A 14,113-nucleotide genomic window follows, 5' to 3' on the forward strand; every position below is an offset into this window, starting at 1 on the left:
GTCAATCATGGAAGAGAATCAACAAAAGGGCATCATTGCCTATTTTGCGAATAACTCTGTCGCCGCGAACCTAATGATGGTGTTCATCATCGTGATGGGTATCGTGAGCTTCATGTTCATTCAACGACAAATGTTCCCGAACGTTGAAGTTAACTATATCAACATTCGAGCGGCTTATCCTGGCGCCTCTCCGCAGGAGATTGAAGAGAGTATCTTGGTTAAAGTCGAAGAATCGATCAAAGACGTCACTGGCATCAAAAAGACCGTGGCACGAGCTTCTCGAGGCAGTGCTTATGTATCGATAGAAGTGGATGTGAATGCCGACATCAAACGCGTGTTGGATGATGTAAAGCAACGGGTAGACACCTTATCCAATTTGCCGGCAGGCATGGAACCCATCAACGTTTATCAGGTGGAATGGCGACAAGAGGTGATAGAAATGGGCTTGGTGGGCGATAGACCACTGGAAGAGCTCAAACCTATTGCGAAACAAGTCGAAGACGAATTACTCCAACTGAAAAATGTCATGCTGGTGGATCTCAATGCACCAGAAGAAGAGATTGCTATAGAAGTCGATCCGCTGATTCTTCGTAAATATGACTTGACGCTAAGTGATGTGAGCAACGCGATTCGTCGTTATTCAGCGAACTTTTCTGCAGGTGAAGTAAAAACCAACGCAGGTATGATCGCAGTACGTATTGAGAACCAATACTACCGTGGTGATGAGTTCCGCAATATCCCTGTTAAGCTTGGCGCAAACGGTGCAAAAGTTCTGTTACAAGACATCGCAACGATTAAAGACGGCTTCACCGAAGAAGATCGTTACTTCGAATACTCGGGTCAAAACGCGATCTACATGGCGGTTCAAGCCACGCGTGATCAAAACATCATCCCAGTGGCTGAATCCGTTCGTAACTACATCGAAGCAAAGAACAAAACCTTACCTGATGACATTCAACTGAAAGTTCTCGTCGATATGACTTACTACCTAAATGGTCGTCTCGACATGATGCTGAAAAACCTTCTTCAAGGTGCCGCGTTGGTGGCCATCATGCTCTCAGTATTCCTTCGTTTCCGCTTAGCAATGTGGGTAATGTTGGGGCTACCAGTGTGTTTCTTAGGCGCAGTAATGATGATGCCAATGCTGGGTATCACCGTGAATATTGTGTCTTTGTTCGCCTTTATCATGGTGCTCGGTATCGTGGTGGATGACGCCATCGTAACCGGGGAAAGTGCCTACAGTGAGATCGAAGAAAAGGGTGGTGGTGTTGAGAATGTTGTGACGGGTGTTAAACGTGTCGCGACTCCGGCTACCTTTGGTGTGTTAACCACGATAGCGGTGTTTGCTCCATTCCTACTCTCAAGTGGGATTGATAGTGCCTTTTTCTATGGCATTGCGGGTGTGGTGATCCTGTGTCTTATCTTTAGCTTGATAGAATCTAAGCTGATCTTGCCGGCTCACTTAGCCCACACCAACTTTACGCCAATCAAAGCGGGCGGTTGGCGTGATAATTTCAACAAGCGCTTCTTCGGCTTTGTTAATGGCCCTTACCGCAGCTTTGTTAAAGCTTGTACCCATTGGCGTTGGACCGTGTTTGCTTTCTTCTGTGGTCTGTTGTTGATTAGTGCTGCTTTAGTTAGCTCGAACTATGTGCGTGTGATTCCAAACCCGAAAGTACCAACGGATTATCCGGCGATTACGATTGAGATGAATGACACGGTATCGAGCGAGCAAACCATCAATGCGTTAAAAACCATTGAAGGCGTGATGCAGAAAATCGAAAACCAGATCATTGATGAGCATGGTCAGGGGATGATTCGTGATGTGCTTTCTTACAACCGCAGCCGTACTGAAGGTCGTATTCTTGTGCCGCTTGTGGATGAAGAACTGCGTCCATTCAATACCTTTGAACTTGCACGTCGCTGGCGTGAGGCAATGCCAGTTATTCCGGGCATGAAGAGCTTTAAGATCCGTGAGCAAAGTGCAGGTGGTGGTGACCGCGACGAGTTTGGTTACCTTCTGTTTGGTTCGGACATTAACGAGCTAAACGAAGCGGGTCGCTACTTGATTGGTCGCCTCCAGCAAGAAGAAGGTCTGTACGATATTTCTTCGTCTATCGATTCCGGTAGTAAAGAGGTACTGCTATCACTAGCTCCTGTTGCTTATGATTTGGGCTTGGATCTCACCATGATCGCAGAGCAAGTAGGTGGCAGTTTCTACGGTGGTGAAGCGCAGCGCATTATTCGTGATGGCGAAGAAATTAAGGTCATGGTGCGTTACCCGCAACTGACGCGTGAAGCCTTCTCATCACTACGTTACGCTGTGATTACCACACCAGCAGGCAAAAAGGTCATGCTTGGTGATGTGGTGAAAATCAACGAGCAACCGGGTGTGAGTACCATTCGACGTGAAGGCGGTTATCAAACCGTTTATGTCTATGGCTCTATAGATGAAGAGTTGGTTGAACCTCAAGAAGTCGTGAAAGTCATCGATGACAACATCTTACCGGACATGAAGGAAGCCTTCCCAAGTGTGAAAACGGAATTGGGTGGTGACATCGAAGAGCAAGCCGCGCAGCGCAACGAGCAAATCATGTTCTTCATTGCAGGCATGATCATCGTATACATCTTGCTAGCTGTGCCACTTAAGAGTTACACCCAACCGCTTATCGTCATGTCGGTGATTCCGTTTAGCTTAACGGGGGCGATTTGGGGACACTTCTGGCTGGATATGGACATCAGCATGATGTCGACGTTTGGATTAATTGCGGCAGCGGGTGTGGTTATCAACGATTCCTTGGTGATGACAGATTACGTTAACCAAGTGCGAGAAAAAGGCATGAGCATTAAGCAAGCGGTTGTTGAGGCTGGCTGTGCTCGTTTTCGAGCGATCACGCTGACGTCTATTACCACCTTCGCTGGTGTACTTCCTATCATGTTTGAAACCAGCTTGCAGGCGCGTTTTGTTATCCCTATGGCGGTCGCGCTTGGTTTTGCCGTTCTGTTTGCAACTGTCCTTACCTTGATTCTGGTGCCTTGTCTGTACCTGATGCTCGAGGATATTAAAAATATCTTCCGCATTGTTAAACGATTCTTTGGTCGTTTGATAGGTAAGTTCAAATCACAGTCATCAAACACTGTCGGTAACGAAGGCACTCAAAGCTAGTTTCACCTAAAGCGAAAATCTAAAGCAGCCTTCGGGCTGCTTTTTTTGTGCCTTAGGCTAACTGAAATGGACTATCTATACTATAAGTTGGGTGAATGGTTAAATATTCATAAATATCGTTGGTTAATTTAACACTGTGTGTGTGAAATTCGCCATTGAGCAGATGGTAGAAAAATAAACTTTTGTTTAAGTTGTTGATATTAAAGGTTTAAAAAGTTGGCATTCTATGTGCAATGTATAGAGCGCAACCCAATGAACTGCTAATCCCTAAGGAGCTTATTATGCAAAGCGTATTTCTATCTACTCTAGGTCTTATTGCTGTAATGTCATCACCAATCGCTGCTGCTAACACTCTAGACAAAGAAGAGTGGAGTGCGGATTTACGTCAAGAATTTACAACAATGAAGCATGAGGCGGTTGCGGACATCCAACAAATGAACATGGACGCTATTGATGAACGCGATGAACGCATTGTTAAACACATCAAAGAACAACAAGCTCAACTGGTAAAGATCAAATGCCAGAAGACAGAGGCAACCAAGTCATAACCTCTGACGACAAAGATTCCGTGTTAGTCACAAGGACGAGTGATTAACCAGAGTGCATCCGATACAAGCACGACGTTAGTGAGCAGTCAGCGTCAACCTTGTTGCTCTATTTGCCAACCTATTAATGGGTTGGCTTTTTTATGCCTGTTGGTTGAGGAGGGGGCGCTAAAACTGGGAATCGAGTAGGAGAAATACGGCAGATAGAAAAAAGCCCGCGAAGAATACCTTCACGGGCGAAAAAAGGGCACCAAATTGGGTGTCTATTCATTTTGGAGATGGTCGAACGTCCATATCATACTGACAATAGGCTTGGTGAGAGGCTTACCACCAGTGCGACCAACGAGGCTAAAGTTAACATTGTTGTAATCATTGTTAAAATGTTAATTCTTCAATCAATGATTTCATTATCGTTAGTTCAAATTGTGAATGTGTTGTCTGTGTGTGTTTATACTGTGCTAAATGTCGTTTTTGATAATAAAACTTATCATAAATCCTACGGTGATCATTGGGGTTGGTTATATAAAACTCGACATACCGCATTCTCAATTGTTCATATTTGCACTTAATGCCACATAATAACCCTGTATTTGTTAAGTGTTTGTTTTGTTTTTAACGCTTTTCACTGAAAATAAAAAGAGCGACCTAAGCCGCTCTTGTTCATTTTGATAAGTTTACTTATCAGTCCGTTTTAGATTTCTTCGTGTTTATGGACTAGGCCGAAGTCAGCTAAAATGGCATACGCGGCAGGGATCATAAACAACACCAGCAGAGTGGATGCAAAAATACCAAACACGATGGAGATCACCAGCGGTTGGATAACCTGTGCTTGCAGGCTGGTTTCAGTCAGTAACGGAAGCAAACCTGCTGCAGTGGTCATTGATGTCAGGAATACTGCTCTAAAGCGCTCTCGACTGGCTTTGACTACCGAGTCGTGCACATTATCCCCTTCATCGACATGATGGCGTATGTACTGAACTAACAGAATCGAGTCATTCACCACAATCCCCGCTAGTGAGACGAAGCCCATCATACTTGGCATACTTAATGAGTGACCAAGTAGGATGTGTCCCCATACCACGCCAATAAAGGCGAGGGGAATCGCAAGCATGACGACGAATGGTTCCAAATAACTGCGGAATTGGTAACTCAGAATCGCAAACACGCCAAACAAACCAAGCAAGAAGCCTTTACCCATTGATGCCCCAGTTTCCGCGGTATCTTTGGCTTCGCCTTCAAAATCAAAGCGAAGACCAGGATACTTTTGCATCAACTTTGGCGCTTCATCCTGTTGGAACTGACGAATAATGGCGGTTGAGTTGGCTTTCGTATTGTCGATATCGCCGAATACGCTCACAGTGCGCAAGCCATCGATGCGCTGGATTCTTACGTAATTACGTTGGAAATCCAAAGTCGCAATGGTCGCGAGTGGAATTTGACTGCCATCGGACAAGATAATTGGGAAGTTTGCCAATTGCTGTAAGTCACCAGCTTGCGCTTTATCAAGGCGAACTTCGATGGAAATGTTTTCAACCCCAACTTGGATTTCGTCTGCGGTTTGGCCAAAGAAAGCCGCGCGCAATTGATTGGCGATGAGTTGGCCGTTAATCCCATAAGCTTCTGCACCCGGACGCAGTTTAACCAAGACTTCTTCTTTACCCATGCGCATGTCATCCAACACGCCATGAACACCGTCAAACTCATTCAAGTATTGCTGAATGTCGATAGAGGCCGCTTTGAGCGCATCCAGATCATCATGCTTCGCTCGAATTTCAATCGCTCGTCCACCCGGCCCCATGGTCGGTTGTTTAAATACCAGTGAGATAGGATCGGCAAGTTCACCAATGTCTTCACGCCATGCGTCGATAAATTCATCGATGAGTGTGTTACGACTCTCGGCGCCCAGCAAATCCAGACGTACCGTGGCAATGTGAGGGCCAGATTCATTCGCGTCGGCGTTAGCATTGAATTGACTGGTGATGTGCAGAACCAATGGATTGCCGTCTTCCACTTTTTCTGTCCATTCTTTATCTAGCTTTTGAGCGGAAGCGACGATCTTATCGACGACAGCTTCCGTTTGAGACAGAGAAGAACCCGGAGGAAGAATAATGCGCGCTTCTGCAATGTCGCCATCCAGTTCAGGGAAGGGTTGAAACTTGAGCAAACCGCCAACTAACGTGGCTGCGGAGATAAGAAGCAAGGCGACCACGCCACCCATAAAGGCATAGCGATACTCGACCACTTTATCCACTGCGTTGACCAAGGTGGTGTTGCGGAAGTTTTCAAAAGAAGCGAGCAGCTTTTGTTTGAACTTCGGTGTCTTTCGCTCTTGTTTTTGTTTATGCAGTGAATGAGAAAGGTGGTTAGGTAGGATCAAGAAGGCTTCCACCAAACTTAAACTCAGTACGAGGATCAGAACTTGAGGAACCGCTTTAAGCACCGCACCCATTTCACCTTGCAGGAATAACAAACTACCGAAAATACACACCGTGGTTAGGAAGGAAGAAATCACCCCCGGCAGTACCTTTTTCACTCCTTTAATCACGGCATCATCGATCTCTTCTCCTCGGTCGAGGTGAGCGGCAATCGATTCGGCAATAACGATGGCGTCATCCATCATGATTCCGATAGCCATGAGTAGCCCGACTAAAGACATGATGTTGATGGACAGGCCAAGTTGCGCCATCAAAAATAACCCACCTAAGAAGGCAACGGGCAAACCAGCTGCGACCCAAAAGGAATAGCGAAAACTAAAGAACAACCACATGGTGGCGAAGACCAAAATGATACCTTGCCAGCCGTTTTTGACCATCATGGTCAGGCGATCCCAAAGCACGGATGAAAGATCATTGGTCATTTGTAGCATCACACCGTCAGGCGCGATGGCTTGTTGTTCTTCGACAAATTGAGCAACTCGTTCCTTGATACGCAGCGCGTCGTCTTCTTTGTTTTTGCTGACTTTTAATAGGGCAGAAGGGTGACCATCGAAGAGGACTTTCTGTTCATCTAATTCAAATCGGTCGGTAATCGTCGCAATGTCTCTTAGACGGATGATTGATCCATTTGGACCAGAGCCAACGACGATAGTCTCAAGCTCTTCTGGCGTCACGCGTCGTTCGTCAAAGCGGATCAGAAAGTTCTTATCTGGCGTTTCGACATTACCACTTGGCAACTTGACGTTCTGACGACCAATCTGCTCAGCAATATCACCAACACTCAAGCCAAGTTGTCGAATAGCTTGAGTATCTAACTCTACTCGGTATTGGTGGTCAGAGAAGCCTGCAACTTCAACCAAAGACACATCGTAATCGAGCTTCAATGTGCGCTTAAGTTGTTCTGCATAAGCTTTTAGCTCTGGCCATGTGGTGTCTGCGGTGATCGCAACATCCACAACTGGCTCATTCCAATCCAACTCTTGGACTACGGGAGACTCAATTTCTTGTGGGAAGTCATTAATCGAGTTGATTTGAGTTTGAACGTCGACCAACATGCGGCCGATGTCGGCTTCTTCATTCAGTTTTAAGATAAGACGCGCAGAGCCTTCAATCGCTTCACATTGCGTTTCTTCAATGTTAGCAAGGCCATCAACAGCATCTTCCATGCGGACACAGATACTCTCTTCGACTTCTTGCGGGGAAGCGCCAGGGTAAACCACACCGGCGAGGATGTAGGGCGGATCAAACTCAGGAAAGGTTTCCCGCTTAATCGTGGAAAGCGAAGAAATCCCCAATATCAACAGCGTTAGCATCAACAAGTTGGCTGCTGTTGGGTGCTTGGCGAAGAATCGGATCATGAATCAGACTCCTTAATAGCCGCTTCGGACTGTTCAGGGGACTCTTTCAATAGCATACCGTTAATCGCAGGCAGCAAATCGTTGATGATCAGCTTCTGGCCTTGCTCTAGTTCACCATCGATCACCACTTGGTTATTTCGGCGATATAACACTTCAACTGTCACCACTTGCAGACGATTGTCATCACCCATTAGGTAAATCTTATCGCCATGAAGCGCACGCTCTGGAATAACCCAACTCGGGTTCTCTTGTCCCTCAATCAAGGCACGCACAAACATGCCGTTCACCAGTGGCGGAGCAGAGGTTGGGTTTAATGCACGGTAGTCTTGTTCAATTTCCAGAATCACACCGGCCGTCGCTTGGCTTGGATCAACCGTTTCGCTGATTCGTGCAACTTTCGCAGGCCAGCTTGCAGAGAGGTTACCGCTGCTGAGTTCAATGTTGGCATGAATCGCATTCATATCAGGTTGTGGAATACCAGATTCATCACGAACAAACTCACCGATGCTCGTCGCCAAAGTTTGCATGTCATGAATGGACAGTTGAGCTTCCACTTCCATGACATCAATACCATGCCCTGTCACCATGGTCTGTTGTAGATTAACCACTTGGTTTTGCTCAATCTCGACTTCTGCAATGCGCAAGTTGTAAGGAAGGGTGATAATGGTTTTATCAAGCGAACGTTTTGCTTCATCCACCTTTGATGCATTGACCTTAACTAGGGCTTCTGCGACACGCTTTTCATCCGGCATCAAACCGATTTGGTTTTCTATGTCCAAAACTAACTTACGTTGAGAGAGCGCGCTTTGCTCTTGCTGATCTACATCTGATTGAGACGTTAGGCCTTTCTTACGCAGGTTTTGTTTACGGTCTAACTCTTTGTTGGCGATAACCAGACGGTTGGCTTCTATCTTGAGTGTGCTTTTGAGGTTCGCTTCTTCTTGGTTCAGCTTAGCCAGAGAGGTTTGGGCAGATTTGAGATCGGCTTGAGCTTGAACCAGTTTCAATTCGTAATCGAGTGGGTCGATGCGCAAGATTTCCGTTCCTGCTTGCAGCACTTGTCCTTTTTCCAGTTGCGGATGACGGTAAACAACTTTACCGGTCACTTCGGCTATCGCTTTCCATTCAACTTTCGGAGCGATTTTACCAAAGCCAATTGCGACAGGTGCTATCGCCTTAAGCTCTAGTGGAATTGTCTCGACCAGCCTTGCTCTATCACCTGCGGGTTTAACGGGTAAGTCTGGTTTAAGGCTAATCGCAAGAAAGAGGATAATGACGCCGACAGCAAGAGCAGGAAAGAACAGAAGCTTTTTATTGATTTTCATATTGGTCGCCCGAGTCTAGAAATCCATGTTTCATCAGTTGTATGTTGTGTTCGAATAATCGGTTCAAGAAGGCTTCAGAAAGCTCAATGCCATGAATCGCAAGTAAGGCCGGTGGTGCCATAAATGGGAACACCATGAGACTAATATAAGAAACGCGGCACAGTTGTGGGTCGGCGTCTTTTCGCAGAACGCCACTATCGATGAGCTTATCGAACATAATGCCTTGCATCGGCTTGCTGATGTCAGCAAAGACTTTTTCTAGTAACTTACGTTGAGTCTCTGAGGGGGGCATATGCATGACTTGAGCAATCAAGCGGGGGAATTGCGGTACTTTGATCATCTCACGATAGTAGGTACGCATTAAGTCGAGGAAGTTCTTTTCATTACTGTCAGACAATAAGGCCTGCATTTGCTTTTGCATCGGTGACAGCGTTTCACGCAGCATGGTCTCAAATAACCCTTCTTTGTTGCCAAAGTAGTAGCGAATCATCGCCACATTCACCCCTGCCTTTTGTGCCACCAAACGGGTAGACACTTTGTCGTAGGCCATGATGGTGAAGAGTTCGCGTGCATGGAAAATTAGCTTTTCACGTGCGTCGACTTTATCTGTGGGTCTTCCCGCCTTTCGATGAACTTGCGTCACAATCGTCTCTCAGAATATTAAACATATGATTAATTATAAGGTGCTGATTTCTTATACGACATGTGAAAAATTAATCAGTATTTAATCAAGTGATTAATTTGTGAAGGAGAGACACAAAAAAAGAGCAGTTAGACCTGCTCTTGGATATTTGGTGAAGAGGGTAAGTGATGTTGAGCTGTTTTACCCCCAACTCAACACAGTCCAATTCGGTCTATCGGCTTGTTCTTTTAGGCGAGGGCATGGATTGACCAGATAGGCGTAACCGGCGTATTCACACAGTGGGAAGTCGTTGATCGAATCTGTATAGAAATGAATGTCTGAATAGGTCTCAGGTTGAGTCTCTAGCCACTGTTTTAAGCGTGTAACTTTGCCTTCGCGATAACTCGGGATACCTTCTATTTCAGCGGTGTAGCCGTTGTCTTGTTCGACTAAATCAATCCCGAGCGCGTTAGGGATACCGATACGTCGACCAACCGCTTCAACCAAAAAAGTGACACTGGCAGAGATGATGACCATATCAATCTCATCACGAGACAGTTGTTCAATCAGTGTTTTGGCTTGCGGGAATTGTTTAGCCAGAATATGGTTTTCAACGCACTCTTCCACCAAGGCGTTGACCTGTTGAATCGGCATGTTTTCTAGCGGCTTCATGGAGAACGTTAGGTAATCTTCCATGTCCATTTTGCCTTCTGCGTACAAGCCCATTAGACGCTTATCTTCCTCAATAAAGTTAGGCGCAATGGCGATACCTTTCTCGACCATAAATTCATTCCAAATCATTGCGCAGTCAGCGTTGATTAAGGTTTCATCCAGATCAAAAACATACAAAGGCTTGGACATAGTTGGCTTCTCACAGTTTGGATTGAGGTCGATGTAACGTGTCGGTCAGTATAGAGCGAGGTTTACGAGTGTGGGACGTATGCTAACGACAAACTGTGACGGTTTCGTTGCACTTTTTCTGACCACGACAAAACTTAATGACTAAGTCGTGGGATGAAGCATTTCTGACTTGGTGATAGAAGGCTACAATACAGAGGTACTTTAGAAACCGCGTACTTTAGATATATGGCGTCTTTCGAACCTGATCTCAATATTGTGTACTGAATACAGTCTTGTCTTTGAGTGATAATAGCGCCACTCGCGCAAAGCGAACGTTAAGAAAAATACAAAAAGAATCCCCGATATGAACCAGTATGTAAATGATCCATCCAATTATCAGTTGTTAATTAAAAACTTGCTGTTTTCCCCAGTTGCTTTCAACCCCGAGCAAGAAATCGTCTACGCGAACCACCGTCGTCACAGCTATAAAACGTTTCATGACCGTGTGAGACAGTTTGCAAACGCACTAACCAAAATGGGCGTGAAGAAAGGTGATACGGTAGCGGTAATGGATTATGACTCACACCGTTATCTTGAATGCTACTTTGCCATCCCGATGATTGGTGCAAAGCTACACATGATCAACGTACGCTTGTCTCCAGAGCAGATCCTTTACACCATCGACCATGCAGAAGATGACATTATCTTGATCAACGAAGAATTTCTGCCAATTCTGGATCAGATCAAAGGTCGTATTGATACTGTTACGCGTTACGTGGTTTTGCGCGATAACGATGAATGTGAATACGAGCGCCTTCTGGAGCAAGAAAGTACGGAATACAACTTTCCTGATTTCGATGAGAATACCGTTGCGACCACTTTCTACACGACAGGTACGACGGGCTTCCCTAAAGGTGTGTTCTTTACTCACCGCCAACTGGTTCTGCACACCATGGGCATATTGAGCACCATCGGCACCAATGCGTCACAAGGTCGACTGCATCAAGGTGATATCTACATGCCGATTACGCCAATGTTCCACGTCCACGCATGGGGGCTTCCGTACATGGCGACCATGCTTGGCGTGAAACAAGTCTACCCGGGCAAATATGTACCAGATGTTCTTCTTAACTTGATTGAACAGGAGAAGGTGACGTTCTCGCACTGTGTGCCAACCATCCTGCATCTGTTGTTGAGCTCACCAAAATCCAAGTCGATGGATTTCTCTGGTTGGAAAGTCGTGATTGGTGGTGCCGCGCTACCGAAAGCATTGTGTAAATCAGCCCTTGAGCGCGATATTGATGTGTTTGCGGGTTACGGCATGAGCGAAACAGGACCAATTCTGTCTATTGTTCAACTGACTCCTGAGCAACTCGAACTCGATATCGATCAGCAAGCGGAGTACCGCTCTAAAACGGGTAAGAAAGTCGCGCTGGTAGACGCTTACATTGTTGATGATGAAATGAACAAGCTCCCCCACGACGGCGAAAGTGCGGGTGAGATTGTGGTTCGCGCTCCTTGGTTGACTCCGAGCTATTACAAAGACAACAAGAACTCTAAAGCCTTGTGGCGTGGTGGTTACCTGCACACTGGCGATGTCGCGCATATCGATCATGAAGGCTTTATCAAGATCACCGACCGCGTAAAAGACATGATTAAGATTTCTGGTGAGTGGGTCAGTTCTTTGGAGCTGGAAGACATTCTACACCAGCATCAGGCCGTGTCGGAAGTCGCCGTGATTGGCATGCCTCATAACAAATGGGGCGAGGTGCCGTTGGCATTAGTGACGCTAAAAGATGATGCAGAAGTAACGGAGAAAGAGTTGTTAAGTTTCGCCAAAGACTTCATCAGCAAAGGCATTCTAGCCAGAGAAGCGTTACTACTGAAAGTGAAGATGGTTGACGATATTGCGAAAACCAGCGTCGGTAAAGTGGATAAGAAAGAGCTGCGTAAACTTCATCTGTAAAGTAGTGAAGCTGTTTGCATCCAACCCATAATATTCGGCCCCGATACATAACTTGTATCGGGGCCGATTTTTATCTAGTGACGCGAAAGTCTTGGTTGTGTATTAAATCAAACCTTGTTCTTTCGCCATGTGGTTAGCGATGCTCGGCGCTTTCCAGATGCTTGGAAGCAGTATGAAAGACACAGGAACAGCTGTAATCACGATGAAAGACTGCAATGCCGAGATACCGCCAGAGCCCATCGAGATAAGCGCGATCGCCACCACACCCATCATTAAGCCCCAGAACGAGCGGATCACTGCGTTTGGTTCTGTAGAGCCAGTCATTACCACACTGATGGTGTATGTCATTGAGTCACCCGTTGTCACGATGAACGTCGTGGTCAGGATCAAGAACAATACTGAAATCACCATCGGGAATGGTAGCTCAGAAGTAATCGCAAGCAGAACGGCAGGCAAGTTAAAGCCCTCAAATGCCGATGAAATCAAACCTGGGTTTTCTAGCTCGAACGCCAAGCCACTGCCACCAACGATGCTGAACCAGAAACACGTGATCAATGGTGCAGCAATGCTGATAGAAAGGATTAATTGGCGAATTGTACGGCCGCGTGAGATTCGCGCGATGAAAATTGCCATCATCGGACCGTAACCAATGAACCAGCCCCAGAAGAAGACTGTCCACCAACTTAGCCATTCGGTGTCACCACGGTAAAGCGCCATTGGAAAGAAGTTATCTACCATGCGGCCAATGCCTTGCACGTAACCATCGACAATAAAGCTGGTTGGGCCGAAGAACAGGATGTAACCAATTAGAGCCACAGACAACACGATGTTGTAACGGCTCACAAGCTGGATGCCTTTACTTACACCGCTTAGGGCAGACAAGGTGTACATCAAAATCGCAGCGACGATCACTAAGCTTTGAGTAACAAAGGTATCAGGTAAGCCAAATAGCGAGTTCAGGGCGTAACTGATCTGCAAACCTAAGAAGCCAATTGGACCAATAGTACCTGCGGCTACGGCGATAATGCTGCATGCGTCTGCGACGTCGCCAATCCAACCGTTGATCGCTTTGTCACCAAATACTGGGTAAAGCAGGGTACGAGGTTTGAGTGGTAAGCCCTTATCGTAGTGAAGGTGCATCAAAACGACTGAAGAAAGACAACCTAGGATAGCCCAAGCAAGGAAACCCCAGTGCATGAAAGACTGAGAAAGTGCATTGATTGCAGATGCTTTTGGCGACGCTTCGCCATACAGAGGTGGTGCAGAAACAAAGTGGGCGATAGGCTCTGCAGCAGCCCAGAATACACCGCCACCAGCGAGTAGGGTACAAAGTACGATCGACAGCCATTTGAAGGTGTCGATATCAGGTCTCGCTAAACCGCCTAAACGTACGTAACCCGTACGACCTAGTGCAATAGCCAAACCAATAAGGAAATTCAGAAGGAGTAATACTTGCCAGAAGGCACCGAAGTATTGAGTCGCAAACCCAAAGCCTGCGTTGACCATCGCGGTCAGAGATTCTGTATTTGTTAAAGCGAGCAGAACAAAGACAGTAAGGAAGCTACCACTTAACCAAAATACAGGGTTAGTGAGTTCAAGGCGCTTGATAAGGGAAGGAGGATGAATCGCAGAATAGTCTGCCTCCTGAATAGGAGCATGAGAGGCGGCATTCGTCATATTTGACATAATTACTTCGCTTTTTAGGGCTCGGAAGCCGTGCATTTCCCTCACACAAATAGGTCGAAAAGTGTGAGGATGATCAAAAAGCCGCTGATACTAGCACGTTGAGCACCTCAATATAACCGTAGATTCGGAATAATTGTCTACGTAAGCGGCAAATTACTGATTTCTAGGTA

General features: G+C 46.2%; 8 protein-coding genes. 3 read left to right on the forward strand and 5 right to left on the reverse strand.

Going from position 1 to position 14,113, the window contains the following annotated elements; translation table 11 throughout:
• Positions 1-7 precede the first annotated feature (7 nt).
• The gene (locus VJL_RS06505) at positions 8-3,166 is read left to right on the forward strand and encodes an efflux RND transporter permease subunit (protein ID WP_038876624.1); all 3,159 of its coding nucleotides are present in this window, start codon (positions 8-10) and stop codon (positions 3,164-3,166) included.
• Between the two features lie 281 nt (positions 3,167-3,447).
• Positions 3,448-3,714, forward strand: coding sequence for a hypothetical protein (locus tag VJL_RS06510; RefSeq protein ID WP_005429553.1), 267 nt, complete (start codon positions 3,448-3,450; stop codon positions 3,712-3,714).
• A gap of 688 nt (positions 3,715-4,402) precedes the next feature.
• Here the strand turns inward: VJL_RS06510 and VJL_RS06515 are convergent.
• From VJL_RS06515 to VJL_RS06530, 4 genes are all read right to left on the reverse strand, one after another.
• Positions 4,403-7,504: an efflux RND transporter permease subunit gene (locus VJL_RS06515; protein ID WP_020196082.1), complete on the reverse strand. Its 3,102-nt coding sequence runs from the start codon at positions 7,502-7,504 to the stop codon at positions 4,403-4,405.
• Positions 7,501-8,829: an efflux RND transporter periplasmic adaptor subunit gene (locus VJL_RS06520; protein ID WP_038876625.1), complete on the reverse strand. Its 1,329-nt coding sequence runs from the start codon at positions 8,827-8,829 to the stop codon at positions 7,501-7,503. Before VJL_RS06520 ends, VJL_RS06515 begins: the two co-directional genes overlap by 4 nt.
• On the reverse strand, positions 8,816-9,472 hold the full coding sequence (locus VJL_RS06525; protein WP_038876627.1) for a TetR/AcrR family transcriptional regulator: 657 nt from the start codon (positions 9,470-9,472) through the stop codon (positions 8,816-8,818). Before VJL_RS06525 ends, VJL_RS06520 begins: the two co-directional genes overlap by 14 nt.
• A 180-nt stretch (positions 9,473-9,652) precedes the next feature.
• Entirely contained in the window at positions 9,653-10,312 is a 660-nt protein-coding gene (locus VJL_RS06530) for an HAD family hydrolase (protein WP_038876630.1), read from the reverse strand.
• A gap of 343 nt (positions 10,313-10,655) precedes the next feature.
• Here VJL_RS06530 and VJL_RS06535 point away from each other — a divergent pair, with 343 nt between their 5' ends.
• Positions 10,656-12,257, forward strand: coding sequence for a long-chain fatty acid--CoA ligase (locus VJL_RS06535; protein WP_038876632.1), 1,602 nt, complete (start codon positions 10,656-10,658; stop codon positions 12,255-12,257).
• Between the two features lie 102 nt (positions 12,258-12,359).
• Here VJL_RS06535 and VJL_RS06540 read toward each other — a convergent pair whose 3' ends face one another.
• On the reverse strand, positions 12,360-13,943 hold the full coding sequence (locus tag VJL_RS06540) for a BCCT family transporter (RefSeq protein ID WP_038865353.1): 1,584 nt from the start codon (positions 13,941-13,943) through the stop codon (positions 12,360-12,362).
• Positions 13,944-14,113: the final 170 nt, after the last annotated feature.

This window comes from Vibrio jasicida CAIM 1864 = LMG 25398 (assembly GCF_000400365.1).
Lineage (GTDB): Bacteria > Pseudomonadota > Gammaproteobacteria > Enterobacterales > Vibrionaceae > Vibrio > Vibrio jasicida.